Genomic DNA, 19833 nt, shown 5'->3' on the forward strand with positions numbered 1-19833 from the left:
CGAGTTCAGCGAGTTCAGCGGGCCGCGCGGGCCTCGGCGGCCAGCCAGCCGAAGGACTCCGCGCTCGGGCGGTCGCCGGCCTTGTACTCCAGGCCGACCCAGCCGTCGTAACCGGCCTTCGTCAGCTCGTCGAGCAACAGCTCGAGCGGCAGCGATCCGGTGCCCGGCGCGCCGCGGCCCGGGTTGTCCGCGATCTGGACGTGACCGGCCTTGTCGGCGTACGCCGCGATGACCTGGCTGACGTCCTCGCCATTCATCGACAGGTGATAGACGTCGAGGAGGAACTTCGCGTTGCCAAGGCCCGTCGCCGCGTTCACCCTGTCGACGACCTCGATCGCGGCCGGGGCGCTCACCAGCGGGTAGAGCGGGGACTCGGGCTTGTTCAAGGTCTCGACCAGCAGGATCGCGCCGACCCGGTCGGCGGCGCGGGCGGCGAGCACCAGGTTCTCCAGAGCGAGGGCGTCCTGGGTCCGCGGGTCGACGCCCTCGACGCGGTTGCCGTACAGCGCGTTGAGCGCCTTGCAGCCGACCGAGGCGGCGAAGTCCGCGGCCACGTCGATGTTGGCGCGGAAGCGGTCGGACTCCCCGCCGGGCACGGAGAGCGCGCCGCGGTCGGGGCCCGGCAGCCGCCCGGCGTAGAAGTTCAGGCCCACCAGCTGGGTGCCGGCCTCGCCGAGCGCCTTCTTGAGGGCGTCGAGCTCGGTCTGCGGCGGGGTGGGGGTCTCGATCCAGGGCCACCACAGCTCGACCGCTGTGAAGCCGGCGGCGGCCGCTGCCGCCGGGCGCTCCAGGAGCGGGAGTTCCGTGAAGAGGATCGAAAGGTTCACATCGAAGCGCTGGTCCGTGTATCCCATAAGGGTGCGCTCCTTCCGTATCGCGGAAGTCAGTTTCTGCCTAACGGAAGATTGCCTGGCGGGCGGGAGGGCTGTCAAGGCCGGGCCTGCAATGGGCCCGCAAAACCCGCAACGGGCCCACAAAAAGAGCCTCCCGAGCGAGGTCGGAAGGCCTGTCCAGGCTTCCGCCGTCCCCGCTCGGGAGGCACTTGGGTGGTTCTCGGCTGATTCTCGGGCGCTACGGTCCGGGGCCCGCGGTCCGCGGTCCGGGGCCCGCGCGGGTGCTACAGAGCGTCGACCGCGCTCACCTTCCAGCCCGCGGAGGTGAGCGTGAGGGTCATCCGTACCCGGTTCAGGTCCACGCGGGGCCCGGAAATCTGGGTGCTGGTGGTGACCTGGTTGACGAAGAGCAGGACGACGGCCCGGTCCGGCGAGGCCGACACCACCGATGCCGCCGGCGCGCCACCGCCCGCCGGCTTCACCACCGTCGCTTTGACCACGCCCTGGTACTTCTTGGCGGTCGGGGCCACCACTTTGCTGGTCGTCCGCCGGTACTCGTCGCGGAAGGAACCCGTCAGGTGGCCGCGCGCCGAGGCGAAGTCCCGGTCCAGATGCCGGTGGTCGTACGACAGGATCACGGGAGCCGCCTTCTGGGCGGCTGTCAGTGCCTGTGCCCGCGCCCGGTCCGTCTGCCGGGCCTCCAGGTACTTCCAGCCCAGCACCGAGACGGCGACCAGCCCCGCCACGACCAGGACGGCGAGCACAGCGGTCACGAGTCCGCGCTGCCGCCACCGCGACGGCCGGGCGGGGCCGTCGCCGTCCTTCTCCGCGGCCTTCTTCGCGGCCGGTTCCTCGACGGGGTCCTCCGTCTCCAGGACCCGCCCGACGGCCACCAAGGGCGGGACCTGCGTTTCGTCGAGTTCGGAGTCCGGCCCGGGGCCCGGGCCGGTGCGCTCGGCGCGCCTGGCTGCGGCACGGGTGGCCGCGGCCATGGACCGGCTTCCGGGTGAGCCGGCGCGGCGGCTCCGTGTGCTGGGGTTCGCCACGATGTCTCTCCTCACTGGTGGTACGCGGTACGCGATACGTGCTACGGGGTGTCCGGGCGACGCGGTCAGCCGACGAACTCGACGTTGGACGTCAGCCAGCGACCCTTGTCGAGCACAAGGTCGAGCTGCAGCCGGTAGGTGCGGGCCTGCCCCCCGGGGGCGGCGGTATTGGTCACCTTGCTGTCGGCGACCACCAGAACCCGCGCGGTGTTCTCGTCGGCCCGGGTGATGCCCGCTTCGAGCACCTGGCCCTCGGAGACCGACTTGTTCGCGGCCACCAGCTTCGTGAGTTCCACGGTCTGCGCCGCGAACTGCTCCTTGAAGTCCCCTGCGGCGCCCTTCAGCACGGTCTTGCTGTCCCGTGCGTAGTGCCGGTAGTCGAGCGAGGTGAAGTTCAGCGCCGACTGGCGTGCCGCGGCCAGAATGGCCTGATGCCGCTGTTCCTGCGTGCGCTGCTCGTACAGCTGGACAGTCAGCCACCCGCTCAGCGCCGTCGTCACGACAGTCGCCACGGCGAGCGTCGCGGGCATTGCCCTCCCACGCCGTGCGGCTTCGACCAGCCTGATACCCAGCTCGCGCAGCCGCCGTGTCGCGCGCGCGACGCGGCCGCCGGTCATGCCATCGGTCCGACGAGCAGCCATTGCCACGAGTCCTTTCCCAACGCGTTCTGTTCTCCGCCCGTCGAGCCGATCTCGACGAACGATCCGTCCGGTCCGGCCGCCGCGCCGGTCTCCGGGTCGTACGGGGTGATGAACGAGGCCGGGCCGGCCCCGCCGGAAGCGGCGGATCCTGAGGCGCCGGGCGCGTTCTGGGCGCCGCGGACCGAGGTCTTGGAGCCGCGCGGGGCCGTGCAGCGTGCGGCGGTGTTCGCCGGCCGCTCGCTGGTGTCCGCGGGGTCGCGGCGCTGCGTCCCGTAGCCCTGCCGGCACGCCGGCGGCTCGTCGGCGTTGACGACCATGCCGAAGTGGGTGGTGCCGTCGCCCGGGATCACCGTGAAGCTGCCCGCCACCACCACGGGAAAGGTGACAAGCGCCTGTTCCACGCCCGGCAGCCGCGCGACCGTGATCTGGCCGCCGCTGATCAGATTGCCCAACAGCACCGGAAGGTGCGTCCGGTTGGCCTTCAGCAGCGAGTTCAGCTCGTTCGCCGCGGGCGCGCCCGCGCCGGTCAGCCTGCGGATGTCGCCGTCGCTGGACTTCAACTCGGCGGTGAGGTCGGCCAGGTCGCGGGAGAACGACTTGATGGCCGAGCCCTTGTCGGCCTGCGTCTTGAGGGCCTTGCGCGAGTCCTCGATCAGCGCGATGGTCTGCGGGAGCGAGTCGGACGCCGACTCGACCAGCAGGTTGCCCGAGTCCACCAGCCGGCTCAGGTGCGGGCCGGTGCCGGCGAAGGCCTTGCCCAGCTCGTCGACCGTGATCCGCAGATCGTCCTTGCCGACGGACTTCACCAGGTGGTCCAGGCTCAGCACGAGATCCGTGGACGGCAGCGGCACCCGGGTGTCACCGCGCGCGATCGTGCTGCCGTCCCGCAGGTAGGGGCCGTCGGTGACGCGTGGCTGCAGGTCGACGTACTGCTCGCCGACAGCCGAACGGTGCGCCACCACGGCCAGAGTGTCCGCCGGTATCCGCTGTCCGTCCTCGATGTCCAGCGCCACCGACACACCCTCGGAGCCGGTCAGCCGCAGCTCGCCGACCCGGCCCACCGGCACTCCGCGATAGGTGACCTCGGCGCCCTGGAAGATGCCTCCGGACGCGGCGAAGTCGGCCCGCACGGTGTACCCGCGGTCGAGGACCGCGTCGGACAGCCCCGTGTACTGGACGCCGACGTAGGACACTCCGACGGCCGTGACGACGGCGAAGGCGACCAACTGCGTCTTGACGCTGCGTGTGATCACGGCTGCATCCCCTTCAGCATGAGCTCCGCGAGGGCGAGATCGACTCCGGGCGGGTAGCCTTCGGTGTTTTCGGTGGGTTCGTCGTACGAGGCGTATCCGCTGGTGCACACCGGTGGGCACAGCGGATCGGCGGGCGCCGACGGGCCGCCCGGGACCCCTGGCGTGGCCGTCGGTGTGGAGGGCCGTGGCAGGCCGGGAGCTCCTGGCACCTCGGGGAGCTCCGGGGCGCCCGGGAGTTCCGGAACTCCGGGTTTCCCCGGGGCGTTGGGCTTCCCCTTCCCGTCGCCGAGGTTGCCGTAGATGCTTGCGAGATCGAGATCGGCGGTGATCTTGAGATTGACGTAATCGCCCTTGATGGCGTCCGTCGCATTGCGCGGGAACGGATACGTCGTCATGAGCTCCAGGGCATTGGGCAGATCGTTGCCCGCCTTGTTCAGCTGCTGCAGGATCGGCCGCAGGCTCGTCAGATTCGCGACCACATCGTCCCGCGAGGCATTGATCACCCGGGTGCCCGTCGTGCCCAGCTTCGACAGAGAGGTGAGCATCCGTGTCAGGTTCCGGCGCTGGTCGGCCAGCACCTTCAGGGCGGGCGGCATGGTGTCGACGGCCTGGGCTACCGTCGTCTTCTCCTTGGCGAGTCGCTTGGTCAGCCGGTCGAGGCCGTTCAGCGCGCGGATGATCTCCGCGCGCTGGCTGTCGAGACCGCCGAGGAAGGTGTCCAGCTCCGTGAGCAGGGACTTGACCCGGTCCTCCCGGCCCGCCAGGGCCTCGTTCAGCTCTGTGGTGATGGTCTTGAGCTGGGCCACTCCGCCGCCGTTGAGCAGAGCCGACAACGCGGCCAGCACCTCTTCGATCTCCGGGTTGCGGCCACTGCGGTCCAGCGGGATCCGGGCGCCGTCGGTGAGCTTGCCGACGGGTGCGGTACCCGCCGGGGCGGACAGCGCCACGTACTTCTCACCGAGCATGCTGGTCTGGCGCAGCTCGGCCACCGCGTTGGCGGGCAGTTTCACCGAATCGGCCACCCGCAGCCGCACCCGGGCGTGCCAGCCGGTCAACTCCACCTTCTCGACGGCGCCCACGGTGACGTTGTTGACCTTCACGGACGACTGGGGAACCAGATCGAGTACGTCCCTGAACTCGACGGTGACCCGGAAGGCGTTGCCGTCCGTGGCGGCGCCCCCGGGCAGTTGGACGTCGTACCACCCGTTGACATCGCAGCCGGAAATCAACAGCGAGCCGACGGCCGCCCAGGCGGCTGCCCTCCCCTTGCGCAGCGCGCTCATGCACGGGCCTCCAGGATTCCGCCGAGGGTCTTGTCCACCGGTCCCGTGCCCGCGGTCGGCACGTTCGGCGAAAGCTTCGGAAGGTCGTCGAACAGTTTCTCCAGCTCCCGGCAGTCGGGGTTCTTCCCGCCGGTGTCACCGGTCGTCCTCAGCACCGAGCACAGCAGCGCGGCCGGGTCCTGGGGATGGTCGGGGTTGTTACGGGTGTCGAGGGTGCCGGAGGACGGGTTGTAGGCGTTCTGCAGATTGGACAGCCCGGTGGGGGCGACCTCAAGCAGCTCGGCCAGCGCCGCCCGCTGGGTGACCAGCACCTTGGTGACCTTGCTGAGGCCTTTCACATCGGCCGTCAGCGATTTCTTGTTCGCCTTCACGAACTCCGTCACATCGCGCAGCGCCACCCCCAGATTCCGCAGTGCCGCCGCGAGGTCCTTGCGCTCCCCGGCCAGCTGGTCGGCCACCTTGGCGAGGTTGTCGTTGAAGGAACGGACACTGTCGTCGTCGGCCGCCAGAGCGGCCGTGAACACCTGCAGATTCCGTACGGTGCCGAACAGGTCCTGCCGGCCGTCGGACAGCGTGCCGACCGCCTGCGACAGGTCCTCCACCGTCTGGTGCAGCTGCTTTCCCTGGCCATGGAGGTTGTCCGCGCTCACCCCGAGCAGCCGGGACAGCGAACCGTCCGCGTTCGCTCCGCGCGGTCCGAGCGCCTCGGCCGTCGTGTGGAGGCTGTCGAACACGCGGTCCAGTTCGACCGGGACGGCCGTGCGGTGCTCGGGGATGACGGCGCCGTCCCTGAGTGCGGGACCGCTCCGGTACACCGGCAGCAGCTGCAGGTAACGGTCGCTGACCACCGAGGAGTTGATGATCGCGGCCTTGGCGTCCGCGGGGACCTTGCGCCCGGCCTCGTACTCCAGCTCCACCCGCACCCGGTTGCCGCTGGGCGTGATCTTCTTGACCTCGCCGATGCGGACACCGAGGACGCGTACGTCCGAGCCGGGGTAGATGCCGACGGTGCGCGGGAAGTACGCCGTGACCTGGACCGGCGACGAGCGTGGCCAGAGCACGATCGTCCCGGCGGCGACCAGCACCAGCGCGGTGGCCAGAGCCAGTCGTCGTTTCATCGGAAGCCTGAGAGTCATCGCGAGCCTCCCGTCCGCGGAACCACCGGAGCGGCGACCAGGTTCTGGATGTAGCTGTCGAACCAGCGGCCGTTGCCGAGGGTGTTGGTGAACACCCGTATATAGGGGGCGAGCAGCTTGACGCTGCGGTCGAGGGAGGCCTGATTGCGTTCGAGCATGCTGACCACCGCGTTCAGGCCCTTGAGCGCCGGGCCGATCTCCTTGCGGTTGTCCTCAACTAGGCCGGAGAGCTGGATGCCCAGCGCGGCCGAGCTCTTGAGCAGCGCATGGATGGCCGCACGCCGCCGGGTGATCTCCTGGAACAGCTTGTCGCCGTCCTTGACCACCCGGGAGAAGTCGCCGGAACGCTTGGAGAGGACGCCCGTGACTCCGTTGGCGTGATCGAGGAGTTCGCGCAGGGCCTCGTCGCGGGACGCCACCGTACGGGAGATCCTCGAAAGCCCCTTGACGGAAGCCTGCACGTCGGCCGGCGAGTCCTTGAAGGTGGCGGAGATGGTGTCCAGGGCTTTCGCCAGCTGGTCCGTGTCGACTTTCTCCGTGGTGGTGGTCAGATCACTGAACGCCGCCACGACGTCGTACGCCGGAACCGTACGGTTCAGCGGGATCTCGCTGCCCGCAGCCAGCTGCCCCGTCCCCTTGGGCTGCAGCGCGAGGTACTTGGCGCCCAGGATCGTCTTGATCCGGATGGCCGCGCCGGTCCTGGTGCCGAACTCCGGGTCGCCCTTGACCCGGAAGGTGATCTTCACATGGTCGCCGTCCAGATCGACCTCGTCGACCTTGCCGACCTTGACCCCGGCGATGCGCACCTCGTCGCCGGGCTTGAGGCCGCCCGCTTCCGAGAAGGCCGCGCTGTACGTCTCGCCGCTGCCGATCAGCGGGAGGCTGTCGGCGTTGAACGCCGCGACGGCCAGCAGCGCGAGCGTGGAGATGCCGGCGGCCCCGATCACCACGGGGTTCCGTTCACGGAAGGGGATCACTGGCCGCACCTCGCCCGCGCGACGTGCAGCTCCGGGGTGAGCACCTGCCTGGTCTTCGGCAGCACGATCCGGCCGTCGAAGTCACAGAGGTAGAAGTTGAACCAGGAGCCGTAGGACGCCGTCCCCGTCAACTTGTTCAGCTTGTTAGGCAGCCGTTTCAGGACGCCCTCCACGGTCTTCTCGTTCCTGTTCAGCGTTCCGGTGAGGTCGGTCAGCTCGGCGATGTCGTCGCGCAGCGGCGGGCGGGCGTCCTCGATCAATCCCGAAGTGGCCTCGGTCAGCCGGCCGATGTTGGTCAACGACTCGCCGATGGGCTTGCGGTCGGCGGACAGTCCGGAGATCAGCCGCTGCAACTGCTTGAGCAGTGCGGAGAAGCGGGCGCCGCGCTTGTCCAGCGTCGTCAGCACCTCGTTGAGGTTGTCGATCACGGACCCGACGAGCTTGTCGCGGTCGGCGAGTGTGGTGGTCAGCGAGGCGGTGTGAGCGAGCAGGCTCTTCACCGTCCCGCCCTCTCCCTGCAGGGTCTTGATGATCTCGGTGGCGAGCTGGTTCATGTCGTCGGGGCTCAGTGCCGCGAAGAGCGGCTTGAATCCGTTGAGCAGCGCGTTGAGATCGAGCGCCGGCTGGGTCCTGGCCAGCGGGATCCTGGCGCCGGGCGCCAGCGGCGTCCCGTCACCCGCGCCCTCCGTCAGCGCGACGTACCGCTGCCCGACCAGATTCCGGTAGCGGATGACGGCGCCGGTGCTGGAGAACAGCGGGCGGTTGTGGTCGACGGTGAAGGTGACTTCCGCCAGCGTGCGGTCCTGGATCCTGCCGCCCTTGATCCGGATGTCCTCGACCTCGCCGACCCGCACTCCCGCCACCCTGATGTCGTCGCCCTCCTCCAGGCTGGTGACGTCGCTGAACACCGCGCGGTAGGTCTCCTGCGGGGTGAAGGAGAGATTGACGATGGTGACCGCGAGCATCGCCGTCACCAGCACCGTCACCACGGCGAAGACACTGAACTTGATCAGCGGGGCCGCGGTCTGGATGGCTCCTGACTTCGTCATGCGACGCTCACCGCCGTTCCGCGTGCCATCGGGCCGAAGAGCAGCGTCGCGACCGCCGGCACCTGGTCGGCCGGAACTCCCATGACGGGGGCCACGAGTGAGCCGACCGCACGCTGTTCGTCCAGGGTGGCGGACACGGCATCACTGTTCCCGCCCACGGAGCCGTGCCCCGACGTACCGTCATTGAGCTTGGTGTGGGGTGCGGGGACCCGGGGGTTGGGCATACCCCTGCAATCGGGTCCTGAACGATCGGCATAGCGCGGTTCCTCACCGGGTCGGTACGCGGGTCGAGGGCGGACGAATTCGAGGGTGATGCGCATCTGGCCACCCCTGAAGGCTTCTTCGGAGGCCGCCGACTGCTTCACCAGGCCGTCCAGCAGGCAGGGGTAGACCGGCGAGTAGCGGGCGAACAGCGCCAGCGTGGGGCGCGAGACGCGGCCCAGGGTGATCAGCCGTCCACCGTTCTCGTCGAGGAACTCCTCCGCGGTGCCGGAGGCGTCGGCGGTCGCGGTGAGCGCGGAGGCCAACTGGTCCCGCTGGTCGACGACGGTGCGGCTGGTGGTGACGGTGTTCCGCAGGATCCTCAGCAGATCGGGCGCGGCGTCCCCGTACACGGCGGCCACATCCGCGAACCGCGAGATGTCCTCCTTGATGGACGGCATGTGCGGGTTGAGCCGGCTCAGATAGCGCTCGACACGGGTGAGATTGGCGCCGATCCGGTCGCCGCGCCCGTCGAGCGCGGTCGCGAACGCCGACAGCGTGGCGTTGAGTTCGGCGGGCCGCACGGTCCGCAGCAGCGGCAGCAGGTCGTTCATCAGATGCTGGAGCTCGATGCCGGCCTCGGTGCGGTCCTGGGTGATGACGTCCCCGGCGCGGATGTGCCGCCCGGCGGAGTCGCCTGGGGCGACCAGCTCGACGTACTTCTCGCCGAACAGCGTCTTGGGCAGCAGCCGGGCGTGTACATCGGCCGGGATGCGGGAGATGTGCTCCGGCTTCAGGGCGATGTCGAGCGTCGCCTTCTCGCCGTCGGCCCGGACCTCGCGCACCTCGCCGACCAGCAGTCCGCGCAGCTTGACGTCGGCCCGCGGGTCCAGCTGGTTGCCGAGGGTGTCGGCCTCCAGCGTGATCCGTATGACGGAGACGAACTTCTGCTGGTAGACGGCGACGGACAGTGACAGCAAAAGCGCGATGACCGCGATGAAGACGATGCCGTAGAGCCGCAGCCGTGCGCCGTGCGTCGGGACGGGAATGGGAATGCGCATGGATCGTCTACCCCGCTATCCGTACGGTCGTGTTGGCGCCCCAGATCGCCAGGCTGAGGAAGAAGTCCAGGATGTTGATGGCGACGATGGAAGTCCGCACGGCACGGCCGACCGCGACGCCGACGCCGGCCGGGCCGCCGCTCGCGTAGTAGCCGTAGTAGCAGTGGACAAGGATGATCACGACGGCGAAGACGATCACCTTGCCGAAGGACCACAGGACGTCGACCGGCGGCAGATACTGCTGGAAGTAGTGGTCGTAGGTGCCCGCGGACTGCCCGTAGTAGACGGTGGTGATGGTGCGTGCGGCGAAGTACGAGGAGAGCAGTCCGATCACGTACAGCGGGATCACGGCGACGAAGCCGGCGATCATCCGGGTGGTCACCAGGAACGGCAGCGAGGGGACGCCCATCACCTCCAGCGCGTCGGTCTCCTCGCTGATCCGCATGGCCCCGAGCTGGGCGGTGAACCCGGCCCCGACCGTCGCCGACAGCGCGAGGCCGGCCACCAGCGGGGCGATCTCACGGGTGTTGAAGTACGCGGACAGGAACGCCACGAAGTTGGAGGTGCCCAGCTGGTTGAGCGCGGCGTAGCCCTGCAGGCCGACCTCGGTGCCCGTGAAGAAGGACAGGAAGGCGATGACGCCGACCGTCCCGCCGACGACCGCCAGCGCCCCGCGACCGAAGCTCACCTCGGCGAGCAGACGCAGGGTCTCCTTCTTGTAGCGGCGCAGGGTCCGTCCGGTCCAGGCCAGCGAGCGTCCGTAGAAGGACAGTTGGCCGCCCAGCTCCTCGAGCCGGTCCAGCAGCAGACGATTCATCAGCGGCATTGGTCAACCCCTCTGCGGAACGACCTGGAAGTACACCGCGGTCATCACGAAGTTCGTCACGAACAGCAGCATGAAAGTGATCACCACGGACTCGTTCACGGCGTCGCCCACGCCCTTCGACCCGCCCTTCGCGGTCAGTCCCTTGTACGAGGCGACGATCGCCGCGATGGCGCCGAACACCAGGGCTTTCAGCTCGGCCGCCCACAGGTCGGACAGCTGGGCGAGGGTGGTGAAGGAGGCCAGATACGCGCCGGGCGTGCCGTTTTGCAGGATCACGTTGAAGAAGTAGCCGCCGGCCACTCCGACCACCGACACAAGCCCGTTGAGCAGCACGGCCACCACCATCGAGGCCAGCACCCGCGGTACGACCAGGCGGTGGATCGGGTCGATGCCCAGCACTTGCATCGCGTCGATCTCCTCACGGATCTTGCGGGCCCCGAGGTCCGCGCAGATCGCGGTGCCGCCCGCGCCCGCGATCAGCAGCGCGGTGACGATCGGCGAGGCCTCCCGCAGCACCGCCAGCACCGAGGCGGCGCCCGAGAACGACTGCGCGCCGAGCTGACGGGTCAGACTGCCGATCTGCAGGGCGATGACCGCCCCGAACGGGATGGAGACCAGGGCGGTCGGCAGGATGGTGACGCTCGCGATGAACCAGGCCTGCTGGATGAACTCCCGCACCTGGAACGGGCGCCTGGGGATGGTTCGTACGACGTCCAGGGCCATCGCGAACAGGCTGCCGGAATGCTTCAGCGCGCCTACCGGGGAAAGGCTCATGCGTCCGCCACCTCGGCCTTGTTGAGCGCCGCCTCGCGCCGGGCGATCGCCTCCCAGCGGGGCGGCCGGGTGATCCCGGGGCTCGGCAGCAGACGGGGGGTGATCTCCGCCTTGGGAGCGTGCAGGTCCGCGTCGCCGAGCCGCGCCAGCTCTTCTTCGACCTGGGCGGCGTCCTTTTCCTCCGCCATGCCGATCGGCCCCTGCATCCGGCCGTTCAGGAACTGCCGTACGACCGGCTGGTCGCTTGTCAGCAGCTGTTCCCGGGGGCCGAACATCACCAGCTCGCGACGGAAGAGCAGCCCGATGTTGTCCGGGACCTGCCGGGCCGACGCGATGTCGTGCGTGACGATCAGGAAGGTCGCGTCGATCTGCGCGTTGAGATCGACGATCAGCTGATTGAGATACGCCACGCGCACCGGGTCGAGACCCGAGTCCGGCTCGTCGAAGAGGATGATCTCCGGATCGAGCACCAGGGCCCGGGCCAGCCCGGCCCGTTTTCGCATGCCGCCGGATATCTCGCCGGGCAGCTTCTCCTCGGCGCCGATCAGCCCGACCATGTCCATCTTCTCGAGGACGATCTGCCGGATCGCGCTCTCTGTCTTGCGGGTGTGCTCACGCAGCGGGAAGGCGATGTTGTCGTAGAGGTTCATCGACCCGAACAGCGCGCCGTCCTGGAACAGCACGCCGAACTGCTTGCGCACCTCGTACAGGTCGTGCTCACGCAGCTTGGTGATGTCCGTGCCCGCGATCCGGATCGCACCGGCTTCCGGCTTGAGCAGACCGACCAGCGTCTTGAGGAACACGGACTTGCCTGTGCCCGAAGGGCCGAGCATGACCGAAACCTCGCCGGCGGGCAGCGTCAGAGAAACGTCCTGCCAGATGACCTGGTGGCCGAAGGACTTTGTCAGCCCTTCCACACAGATCTCGACACCCATCCGGTTCACCCTTCAGCAGCGGAGCAGTTCCTACATCTGCTCTACGGGGAAGGGCGGGCCGTCCGTCGCGGACAAGCACAGAATTTTTTACGGGCGCGAAATCAGGGGTGAACGTCGGTGTGCGAAGTGGCCGCGGGCAGCGACGGGCGCGGCAGAGGCGCCGAGGCCGACGGCGTGGGCAGGGGCCCTGCCGGCACGGAGGGAGCCGTCACCTCGGGTGCGACCGTCATGAGGGGCACGTCCGGCACTTCGGGTACGACCGGCACCGGGGGCACGTCGGGCACACGGGGCACGTCCGGGGTCGACAGCGGCGGCAGCGGCGGCAGGGTGACCTCGGGCAGGGACGGCAGTACGGGCTGCGTGCCTCCGGGCGCGTCCGTCCCGCTCATGGTCGTCCCCGACGCCGTCTTCGCGGGGGTGCCGGCGTCCGACGGCTCAGCCCGGCCATGGTCCGGACTCCGCACGTCCGCGACCTTCGAGGGGGTGGGCCCCGCGCCGGGCCCGTCCCAGTCGTGGACGTACGGCAGGACGAACCCGGCGACGACCAGCGTCGCCGCCGTCGAGACCGCGGCCACCGCCTGCGCGTTCACGCCCGTCCGGGGCCGGTTCCGGCCGCACAGCCACAGCGCCAGCGCCAGCGTGCCGGCCAGCGTACTGCGCAGCGTGCGCCGGGCTCGCGCCAGCAGCGACTCGACCGTCCGGTAACTCAGCCCCATCTCATGGGCGACCTGGCCGACGTCGAGATCCTCGGACTTCAGCCGGAGCGCCTGCGCCTGCCGGGCGGGCAGTTCATCGGTGCGCACCGCGAGCCACACGGCCTCGGCCCGGTCACAGACGACCTCGTCGACGGGCGCCGGGCCCGGCGGTAGGAGCGTCGCGCTGCTGCGCACCTCGGTCTCGCGGTTGACCTGCCGGTACCGGTCGACGCACAGCCGCATGGTCACTGTCGTCAGCCACGCGCCGAGCCGCTCGTCGTCCAGGTGCGGGTTCTCGGCAGCGCGCAGCATGGCCTCGTGCACGGCGTCCTCGGCGTCCTCCACGCTCATGGAGCGGCGGCGGGCCACCTTGAGCAGCTGCTCGCGGTGACTCCACGCGCGCTGCCACCGCTCGTGGGAGGTGTCCGCCTGCGCACCCGAGTGCGCAGGCATGTTCGTCGCCATGAGGGCCCCTTTGCGCTCACCGCCGGTTCGGTGCTGTCCGGCGGATGGCGACATTACCGCCGAGTATCGGCAGTTGGGGAGGGGGTGGCGCGCATCGAGTCCTTTCCGTTGCTGGTCAGCTGCCGGTCAGCGAGCCCGCACCGGGCAGGACACCGTCGCCGGGCAGCTCGACATCGCTTGTGGGGACGGGAAGCACGGGCTCCGCGGGCTTCGGACCGGCGCCCGGCGCGGTCTTCGACGGTGAGGGTGAGGGCGTGGGGGAGGACGGCCCGGGGGACGCGCCGCGCGGCTCGGCCGGGCGGGCGGGAGCCGTGGCGGCCGACGGCCGCGGCTGTTTCGGACGGGGCGCCTCCGCCGGGCGGGTGGCGGACCCGCCGTGGTCCGGCACCACCCGGTGCCCGTCGAGGAAGTACCCGAACCATGCCTTGACCGTGTGCAGATACGCGGTGGAGTGGTTGTAGCCGAGAATCGCGAGGTCCAGGTCGTGCGGGTCGGAGAGGTCCCGCCCGCCCGCGCACAGGTAGCGGCCGGCCGCGAGTGCCGCGTCGTAGACGTTGCCCGGATCGCTGCGTCCGTCGCCGTTGCCGTCGGAGCCCCAGGTGGCCCACGTCGACGGGATGAACTGCATCGGACCCACAGCGCGGTCGTACGCCGTGTCCCCGTCGTGCACCCCGTCGTCGGTGTCCCTGATGACGGCGAACCCGTTGCCGTCCAGCCGCGGGCCGAGGATCGGTGCGACGGTCGTGCCGTCCGCGCTCACCCGGCCGCCGCGCGCCTGTCCGGACTCCACCTGGCCGATCGCGGCCAGCAGCTGCCAGCGCAGACGGCAGCCGGGCGCGCTTCGGGCGAGGTCCGACTCGGCCTGCCGGTACGCGGCGAAGACCGTGGCCGGCAGCGCGCCGCCGGCCGTCGCGGCGGGGCCGTGTGTGCCGCCCCGTTCCGTCCGGCGGGCCCGCAGCGGCGGAAGCTCGGTGCGGTACGGGGTGTCGCCCGAGACGCTGTGCCCCGGCGGGGGCGTCGGACGCTGAGCCGGGGCCGAGGCGTGTGCCGCCGGCTCCGGCGCCCGTGAGGCGGTCAGCGCCGCCATGGCCGCCGTCGCGACCGCTGCTGCCCTGACACCTCTGCGCTTGCGCCCTGCCATGTTGCGCCCAGTCATGATGCAGACCCCTCCCAGTGCCGCCGAGCCGGAGATGAGGGCCGGCGCGGCTTCCGTCACCTTCTCTACGCGGGGGCGTCGCGGGTCCGTCGCGCGAAGCCGCGCCTTTCACCGGTCGGGGAGGTCGGGGAGGTCGGGATGGTCGGGTCGGGACGGTCGGGACGGCGCCGGGGGCGTGGGAGGGCCCCGCTAACGTGGGGGCATGGAGCGATTGCGGGTGGAGTTCACCACCGAACCCTTCGACCTCGACGAAGCGCCGGCCCATGCGGTCGTCGCCCGCGAGGTCATCCAGGCGGCCGAGCTGGACGCCGTGGACGTCGGCCCGTTCGGCAATACGGCGGAGGGCGGCGCCGACGAGGTGCTGACCGCGGTGGACGCGCTGCTGCGCCGGGCCCTGAAGGCCGGCGCCACTCGTGTCTCGTTGCAGATCAATGTGATCGGGGAGGGCGAGAAGTGACCCAGCCGGGAGATCACCCCCTCGTCAGCGCCGTGAAGCCGCTCGTCGACGCGATGGGCGCCGAGATATTGAGCCCCGAGCAGGCCAGTCCCGACGATGTGGTGCTCGCCTGGGAAGGGGAGGACGTGCTCGCCGTGCGGCTGCCCCAGCTGTCGGACTCGCTGGAGCACATCCTGACCGCCATGGAGCGCCGGCACGGCATGCCGTTGTCGGAGCTGGACCGCAAGACGAAGCAAGTGGTCGTACGGACACTGGAGGCGCGCGGCGCCTTCTCCGTACGGCACGGAGTGGAGACGGTGGCCGGCGCCCTGGGGGTCAGCCGCTTCACCGTCTACAACTACCTGAATCGCGAGACCGCCGCGAAGGACAGCTAGGGCGCGCTCACTGCCCGATCGGACGCGGTCGCAGGCCGTCGCAGGCCCTCGTGGAGGTCCGGACGGCGGCTTTTGCCGCCGGGTTTTCAACAAAGTGTTGACGTTTTGTTGCCCGAGGGCGTTAGCTGTCCGCAGCCCGTCCGAACGCACAGCGAAAAACAGCCACGGAGGCTCCCGTGACTTCTGGACCACAGCGCTTGCCGGGAGTGGCCCCCGAATCCCCGGCGGGTCTCGTCCGGTTCAACACCTCGAAGGACAGCGAGGCACTGGCCGTCCTGCACGAGGTGTGCGCCAGTGCGGCGTGGGGGAGCAAGCTGCTTGACCAGCGCCCGTACGCCACCGTGGAGGCCCTCTTCGACGCGAGCGACGCCGCCATGGCCGAGCTGAGTGCCGAGGACCTGGCCGAGGCGATGGCGGGGCATCCGCCGATCGGCCGGCCGAAGCCCGGGGACCCCACCTCGTCCCGCGAGCAGAGCGGGATGGCCGGGGCCCCCGAGGAGCTCAAGGCCGAAATGCTCGAACTGAACCTGGCCTACCAGGAGAGGTTCGGACATGTCTTTCTGCTCTGCGCCACCGGCCGGACCGGTGAGCAGATGCGTGACGCGGTCCGCGAGCGGATCGGTAACTCGCCCGGGCAGGAGCGGGAAATCGTCCGCACCGAGCTGGGCAAGATCAACCGCATCCGGCTGACCCGCCTCGTAGCGGAAGGAGCGTGACGTCTTGAGCACCGAGACCACCGCATCGGTGTCCACGCACATCCTGGACACCAGCGTCGGACGGCCCGCCGGGGGCGTCGCCATCTCCCTCGCGGCCCGCAGTGGCCCCGATGCGGAGTGGGTGGCGCTCGGCGGATCGAAGACCGACGCGGACGGGCGCTGCAAGGACCTTCCGGCGCTGCCGGAGACAACGACCCACGTACGTCTCGACTTCGAGACCGAGGCGTACCTCGCCAACCAGTCCACCAAGCAAGCCGAGGCGCAGCAGGACGCCCCCCGCGTAAGGGACAGCGGTGCGTTCTTCCCGGAGGTGGCGATCACTTTCGCCGTCAGGCCGGGCGAGCACTATCACGTACCGCTGCTGCTCAACCCGTTCGGCTACTCCGTTTACCGAGGGAGCTAGCAGACACATGACAGTCGATTCCCACCACCCCCGCCCTGTGATTCTCGGCCAGAACCAGTACGGCAAAGCAGAGAACCGCGTCGTCAGGATCACGCGGGACGGCGACACCCACCACATCAAGGACCTGAACGTCTCCGTCGCCCTCTCCGGCGACATGGACGACGTCCACTACTCCGGTTCCAACGCCAACGTCCTGCCGACCGACACCACCAAGAACACGGTGTACGCGTTCGCCAAGGAACACGGCATCGAGTCCGCCGAACAGTTCGGCATCCACCTGGCCCGTCACTTCGTGACCAGCCAGGAGCCGATCCACCAGGCGCGCATCCGCATCGAGGAGTACGCCTGGGAGCGCATCGAGACCTCGGACAGCAACTCTGGTCTCAATGGAGCCGACGGGGTCAAGCACTCCTTCGTCCGCAGGGGCCAGGAGACCCGCGTCGCCCAGATCACCTTCGACGGTGAGAAGTGGCAGGTCATCTCCGGTCTGAAGGACCTCACCGTGATGAACTCGACGAACTCCGAGTTCTGGGGTTACGTCAAGGACAAGTACACGACGCTCCCGGAGTCGTACGACCGCATCCTCGCGACCGAGGTGTCCGCCAAGTGGCGCTACAGCTGGTCGTCGGACGAGGAGCGGATGCCGAACTGGGATACGTCCTACGCGCAGGCCAAGAAGCACATGCTCCAGGCCTTCGCCGAGACGTACTCCCTCTCGCTCCAGCAGAGCCTGTACCAAATGGGTTCGCGCATCATCAACAGCCTCGGCGAGATCGACGAGATCCGCTTCTCGCTGCCGAACAAGCACCACTTCCTGGTCGACCTCGAGCCGTTCGGGCTCAAGAACGACACCGCCGAGGGCGCTGTGTACTTCGCGGCGGACCGCCCCTACGGCCTGATCGAGGCCACCGTCCTGCGGGACGGTGTCGAACCGCAGATCCCGGTCGACACGACCAACCTGTAGCCGTTCCGCTGTACCCCCGACGTGTGCGCCGGCGTCAGGTCCCAGGGGAGAGCGGGGGCATCTGCGCAACAACAGCACCGCGGACCCGGTCGTCACCCCGCTCGACCCCCGGGCCCGTTCCATCAACGGGAAGAACTGAGGACCCGCAATGGCGGCTTCGCGCATCGTCATCGAGAACTGTTCCATCGCGACCGTGGACGCGAACGACACCGAGTACGCCTCCGGCCACATCGTGGTCGCCGACAACCGGATCGAGTCGGTCGCAGCGGGCAAAGCCCCCGCAGGCCTGGAGAACGTGGTCCGCCGTATCGACGGCACCGGGCACCTCGTCACGCCCGGCCTGGTCAACACCCACCACCACTTCTACCAGTGGATCACCCGGGGTCTGGCCACCGACCACAACCTCTTCAACTGGCTGGTCGCGCTCTACCCGACGTGGGCGCGCATCGACGAGCCGATGGCGCGCGCGGCGGCACGGGGCTCCCTCGCGATGATGGCCCGCGGCGGTGTCACCACCGCCATGGACCACCACTACGTCTACCCGCAGGGCTCCGGCGACCTGTCCGGCGCGATCATCGGCGCGGCGAGCGAGATGGGGGTCCGCTTCACCCTCGCCCGCGGCTCCATGGACCGCGGCAAGTCGGACGGAGGCCTGCCGCCGGACTTCGCCGTCGAGTCCCTCGAAGGCGCGCTCGCCGCCACCGAGGCGACCATCGACAAGCACCACGACGCGTCCTTCGACGCGATGACCCAGATCGCCGTCGCGCCCTGCTCGCCCTTCTCCGTCTCCACCGAACTGCTGAGCCAGGGCGCCGAATTGGCCCGCCGCAAGGGTGTCCGGCTGCACACCCACGGCTCGGAGACCGTCGAGGAGGAGGAGTTCTGCAAGGAGCTCTTCGGGATGGGTCCGACCGACTACTTCGAGTCGACCGGCTGGCTCGGCCAGGACGTGTGGATGGCCCACTGCGTCCACATGAACGACTCGGACATCGCCGCCTTCGCCCGTACGGGCACGGGCGTCGCGCACTGCCCGTCGTCCAACGCCCGCCTCGCCGCGGGTATCGCCCGGGTGCCCGACATGCTGAAGGCGGGCGTCCCGGTCGGCCTCGGCGTCGACGGCACCGCCTCCAACGAGTCGGGCGAGCTGCACACCGAACTGCGCAACGCGCTCCTCATCAGCCGGCTCGGGGCCCACCGCGAGGCGGCGCTGAACGCGCGCCAGGCGCTGCGCCTCGGTACGTACGGCGGCGCCCAAGTCCTGGGCCGCGCCGACCAGATCGGCTCCATCGAGCCCGGCAAGCTCGCCGACCTGGTGCTCTGGAAGATGGACACGCTCGCCCACTCCTCCATCGCGGACCCGGTGACCGCGCTCGTCTTCGGCGCGGCCGCCCCCGTCACGCTCTCCCTCGTCAACGGCAAGACCGTAGTGGAGGCGGGCCACCTCACGACGGTGGACGAGGACGCCATCGCCCGCTCCGCGCGGGAGGAGGCACAGCGCCTCGCGCGCATCGCCGCCGAGGCCTGACCACAAGAAGTCCGGTCGAGGGGGACGGCCCTTGACCGGAGGCCGTGGACCCGAGCGGGGTTTATGGCAGCTGTGACCGGGGGGGCGGCACCACTGTCGGTGCCGCACCCCCCGGGACGGTGACTCGCTCCGCCGGTGATCGACGGGCCGTGGGCCGCGCCGGCCCGGTCAGTCGATGTGGAAGCTCTCGCCGTAGACCTTCCAGTCCAGCGGCGTGTTCAGGTTGAAGTTGTTCTTCTTGACGAAGACCCGCTGGGCGGTGTCCACCCGGCTGGTGTCCTCGTGCGCCTCCTCCTGCTTCATCGCCCAGACCCGGGCGTCGAGGAAGGCATTGAGATACGTCTTCTCATCCCCGCCCTGCGCCGGCGGCTTGGCCTTGGCGAGGGCCTTCTTGCGGATGCTGCTGAAGCTGGTCGAGTCGCCGCCGTCGCCGTGCATCACGATGGCGTCGTAGTAGATGAACTGGCCGAGGACACCTATGCCGTCGCTCTTGCCGCGCTTGACCGCGGGGTTGAAGTAGACCCGGTCGCGCTCGTCGTTCTGCGCCTTCTTGAACTCCGCGTCCTGGGCCGCCTTCTTCCAGTCCTTGGTGAAGTTCGGGTCGAGTCCGGCGTGCGAGTCGCTGCCGTCGACGTTTCGCAGTGCGGGCAGGTACTTGGCCAGTACATTGCCGGGCTTGCGCTGGGTGTACAGCTCGACCAGATCCAGCATGTCGCCGGTGCCGGAACAGAAGCCGATGATGCCGGCGGTGTAGCCGCGGCCGTCGCCGATGTCCTCGATGTACTGGTACTGCGCCTTCCAGTCCAGCGAGGAGTTCTCCGCGCTGGACACGAGCTTCATGGCGATCTCCTTCTTCGCCGGGTCGTCGAGGCCGGTGGCGGCCGGGGCGGGCGCCGCGGGCGCGGCGGCGGCCGGAGCCTGGCCGGCGGGCTCGGATGCCGTGGTTGCGAAGGCGGTGGCCGGTACCGCGACCAGGGTCACGCCAAGCAGGACACGGGGAAGGAACTTCAGCGGTCGGGTGGTGCGTGCATGGGGGGTGGGCACCTGGCCTCCAGAGGGAGCT

At 69.6% G+C, this 19833-nt stretch carries 21 protein-coding genes; 6 read left to right on the top strand and 15 right to left on the bottom strand.

Features of this window, described 5'->3' with window-relative positions:
* Positions 1 to 14: 14 nt before the first annotated feature.
* The 14 genes from J7E87_RS07315 to J7E87_RS35840 all read right to left on the bottom strand — a co-directional run bounded on the left by J7E87_RS07315 (position 15) and on the right by J7E87_RS35840 (position 14331).
* Complete coding sequence (locus J7E87_RS07315) at positions 15 to 854, bottom strand: TIM barrel protein (RefSeq protein ID WP_215091111.1); 840 nt, start codon at positions 852 to 854, stop codon at positions 15 to 17.
* A 263-nt stretch (positions 855 to 1117) separates the two neighbouring features.
* Positions 1118 to 1879: a hypothetical protein gene (locus J7E87_RS07320; protein WP_215091113.1), complete on the bottom strand. Its 762-nt coding sequence runs from the start codon at positions 1877 to 1879 to the stop codon at positions 1118 to 1120.
* A 65-nt stretch (positions 1880 to 1944) separates the two neighbouring features.
* Positions 1945 to 2520: a hypothetical protein gene (locus tag J7E87_RS07325; RefSeq protein WP_374195146.1), complete on the bottom strand. Its 576-nt coding sequence runs from the start codon at positions 2518 to 2520 to the stop codon at positions 1945 to 1947.
* Positions 2493 to 3773: an MCE family protein gene (locus tag J7E87_RS07330; RefSeq protein WP_215091115.1), complete on the bottom strand. Its 1281-nt coding sequence runs from the start codon at positions 3771 to 3773 to the stop codon at positions 2493 to 2495. The genes J7E87_RS07325 and J7E87_RS07330 overlap by 28 nt, the downstream gene beginning before the upstream one ends.
* Complete coding sequence (locus J7E87_RS07335; RefSeq protein WP_215091117.1) at positions 3770 to 5056, bottom strand: MCE family protein; 1287 nt, start codon at positions 5054 to 5056, stop codon at positions 3770 to 3772. The genes J7E87_RS07330 and J7E87_RS07335 overlap by 4 nt, the downstream gene beginning before the upstream one ends.
* A complete protein-coding gene (locus tag J7E87_RS07340; RefSeq protein WP_251017031.1) occupies positions 5053 to 6174 on the bottom strand; it encodes an MCE family protein in 1122 nt (373 codons plus the stop codon). Before J7E87_RS07340 ends, J7E87_RS07335 begins: the two co-directional genes overlap by 4 nt.
* A 14-nt stretch (positions 6175 to 6188) precedes the next feature.
* Positions 6189 to 7169 carry an MCE family protein gene (locus J7E87_RS07345; protein WP_215091121.1) on the bottom strand — a complete coding sequence of 327 codons (981 nt, stop codon included), beginning with the start codon at positions 7167 to 7169 and terminating at the stop codon, positions 6189 to 6191.
* Positions 7166 to 8218 carry an MCE family protein gene (locus tag J7E87_RS07350; RefSeq protein ID WP_215091123.1) on the bottom strand — a complete coding sequence of 351 codons (1053 nt, stop codon included), beginning with the start codon at positions 8216 to 8218 and terminating at the stop codon, positions 7166 to 7168. Before J7E87_RS07350 ends, J7E87_RS07345 begins: the two co-directional genes overlap by 4 nt.
* Positions 8215 to 9480 carry an MCE family protein gene (locus tag J7E87_RS07355; RefSeq protein ID WP_215091125.1) on the bottom strand — a complete coding sequence of 422 codons (1266 nt, stop codon included), beginning with the start codon at positions 9478 to 9480 and terminating at the stop codon, positions 8215 to 8217. Before J7E87_RS07355 ends, J7E87_RS07350 begins: the two co-directional genes overlap by 4 nt.
* Positions 9481 to 9487: 7 nt before the next feature.
* Positions 9488 to 10306 carry an ABC transporter permease gene (locus J7E87_RS07360; protein ID WP_215091127.1) on the bottom strand — a complete coding sequence of 273 codons (819 nt, stop codon included), beginning with the start codon at positions 10304 to 10306 and terminating at the stop codon, positions 9488 to 9490.
* A 3-nt stretch (positions 10307 to 10309) separates the two neighbouring features.
* Entirely contained in the window at positions 10310 to 11080 is a 771-nt protein-coding gene (locus tag J7E87_RS07365) for an ABC transporter permease (protein ID WP_215091129.1), read from the bottom strand.
* Positions 11077 to 12015: an ABC transporter ATP-binding protein gene (locus tag J7E87_RS07370; RefSeq protein ID WP_215091131.1), complete on the bottom strand. Its 939-nt coding sequence runs from the start codon at positions 12013 to 12015 to the stop codon at positions 11077 to 11079. Before J7E87_RS07370 ends, J7E87_RS07365 begins: the two co-directional genes overlap by 4 nt.
* A gap of 101 nt (positions 12016 to 12116) precedes the next feature.
* Positions 12117 to 13175, bottom strand: a complete 1059-nt coding sequence (locus tag J7E87_RS07375; RefSeq protein WP_215091133.1) for an RNA polymerase sigma factor — start codon at positions 13173 to 13175, stop codon at positions 12117 to 12119.
* Positions 13176 to 13290: 115 nt separating this feature from the next.
* On the bottom strand, positions 13291 to 14331 hold the full coding sequence (locus J7E87_RS35840) for a lytic transglycosylase domain-containing protein (RefSeq protein WP_285427299.1): 1041 nt from the start codon (positions 14329 to 14331) through the stop codon (positions 13291 to 13293).
* Between the two features lie 202 nt (positions 14332 to 14533).
* On the opposite strand from J7E87_RS35840, the gene J7E87_RS07385 reads away from it, so the two are divergent.
* The 6 genes from J7E87_RS07385 to J7E87_RS07410 all read left to right on the top strand — a co-directional run bounded on the left by J7E87_RS07385 (position 14534) and on the right by J7E87_RS07410 (position 18770).
* Positions 14534 to 14788: a thiamine-binding protein gene (locus J7E87_RS07385; RefSeq protein ID WP_215091135.1), complete on the top strand. Its 255-nt coding sequence runs from the start codon at positions 14534 to 14536 to the stop codon at positions 14786 to 14788.
* Complete coding sequence (locus tag J7E87_RS07390) at positions 14785 to 15162, top strand: helix-turn-helix domain-containing protein (RefSeq protein WP_215091137.1); 378 nt, start codon at positions 14785 to 14787, stop codon at positions 15160 to 15162. The genes J7E87_RS07385 and J7E87_RS07390 overlap by 4 nt, the downstream gene beginning before the upstream one ends.
* A gap of 176 nt (positions 15163 to 15338) precedes the next feature.
* On the top strand, positions 15339 to 15878 hold the full coding sequence (gene uraD, locus J7E87_RS07395; RefSeq protein WP_308312873.1) for a 2-oxo-4-hydroxy-4-carboxy-5-ureidoimidazoline decarboxylase: 540 nt from the start codon (positions 15339 to 15341) through the stop codon (positions 15876 to 15878).
* Between the two features lie 4 nt (positions 15879 to 15882).
* Entirely contained in the window at positions 15883 to 16281 is a 399-nt protein-coding gene (uraH, locus tag J7E87_RS07400; protein WP_215091139.1) for a hydroxyisourate hydrolase, read from the top strand.
* 7 nt (positions 16282 to 16288) lie between these two features.
* Positions 16289 to 17245 (top strand): factor-independent urate hydroxylase, encoded by a 957-nt coding sequence (gene pucL, locus J7E87_RS07405; RefSeq protein WP_215091140.1) that lies wholly within the window; start codon positions 16289 to 16291, stop codon positions 17243 to 17245.
* Positions 17246 to 17393: 148 nt separating this feature from the next.
* The gene (locus J7E87_RS07410; protein ID WP_215091142.1) at positions 17394 to 18770 is read left to right on the top strand and encodes an 8-oxoguanine deaminase; all 1377 of its coding nucleotides are present in this window, start codon (positions 17394 to 17396) and stop codon (positions 18768 to 18770) included.
* Positions 18771 to 18938: 168 nt separating this feature from the next.
* Here the strand turns inward: J7E87_RS07410 and J7E87_RS07415 are convergent, their stop codons facing one another.
* Positions 18939 to 19814 (bottom strand): chitosanase, encoded by an 876-nt coding sequence (locus J7E87_RS07415; RefSeq protein ID WP_308312874.1) that lies wholly within the window; start codon positions 19812 to 19814, stop codon positions 18939 to 18941.
* Positions 19815 to 19833 lie beyond the last annotated feature (19 nt).

It is taken from the genome of Streptomyces sp. ISL-1 (assembly GCF_018614585.1).
Classification (GTDB): domain Bacteria; phylum Actinomycetota; class Actinomycetes; order Streptomycetales; family Streptomycetaceae; genus Streptomyces; species Streptomyces maoxianensis.

Excerpts from the sequence above, each read along its gene's own strand:
- J7E87_RS07315 (WP_215091111.1), bottom strand. The coding sequence starts at position 854 with ATGGGATACACGGACCAGCGCTTCGATGTGAACCTTTCGATCCTCTTC.
- J7E87_RS07325 (WP_374195146.1), bottom strand. The coding sequence starts at position 2,520 with ATGGCTGCTCGTCGGACCGATGGCATGACCGGCGGCCGCGTCGCGCGC.
- J7E87_RS07335 (WP_215091117.1), bottom strand. The coding sequence starts at position 5,056 with ATGAGCGCGCTGCGCAAGGGGAGGGCAGCCGCCTGGGCGGCCGTCGGC.
- J7E87_RS07340 (WP_251017031.1), bottom strand. The coding sequence starts at position 6,174 with ATGAAACGACGACTGGCTCTGGCCACCGCGCTGGTGCTGGTCGCCGCC.
- J7E87_RS07350 (WP_215091123.1), bottom strand. The coding sequence starts at position 8,218 with ATGACGAAGTCAGGAGCCATCCAGACCGCGGCCCCGCTGATCAAGTTC.
- J7E87_RS07355 (WP_215091125.1), bottom strand. The coding sequence starts at position 9,480 with ATGCGCATTCCCATTCCCGTCCCGACGCACGGCGCACGGCTGCGGCTC.
- J7E87_RS07360 (WP_215091127.1), bottom strand. The coding sequence starts at position 10,306 with ATGCCGCTGATGAATCGTCTGCTGCTGGACCGGCTCGAGGAGCTGGGC.
- J7E87_RS07365 (WP_215091129.1), bottom strand. The coding sequence starts at position 11,080 with ATGAGCCTTTCCCCGGTAGGCGCGCTGAAGCATTCCGGCAGCCTGTTC.
- J7E87_RS07370 (WP_215091131.1), bottom strand. The coding sequence starts at position 12,015 with ATGGGTGTCGAGATCTGTGTGGAAGGGCTGACAAAGTCCTTCGGCCAC.
- J7E87_RS07375 (WP_215091133.1), bottom strand. The coding sequence starts at position 13,175 with ATGGCGACGAACATGCCTGCGCACTCGGGTGCGCAGGCGGACACCTCC.
- J7E87_RS35840 (WP_285427299.1), bottom strand. The coding sequence starts at position 14,331 with ATGACTGGGCGCAACATGGCAGGGCGCAAGCGCAGAGGTGTCAGGGCA.
- J7E87_RS07385 (WP_215091135.1), top strand. The coding sequence starts at position 14,534 with ATGGAGCGATTGCGGGTGGAGTTCACCACCGAACCCTTCGACCTCGAC.
- pucL (WP_215091140.1), top strand. The coding sequence starts at position 16,289 with ATGACAGTCGATTCCCACCACCCCCGCCCTGTGATTCTCGGCCAGAAC.
- J7E87_RS07410 (WP_215091142.1), top strand. The coding sequence starts at position 17,394 with ATGGCGGCTTCGCGCATCGTCATCGAGAACTGTTCCATCGCGACCGTG.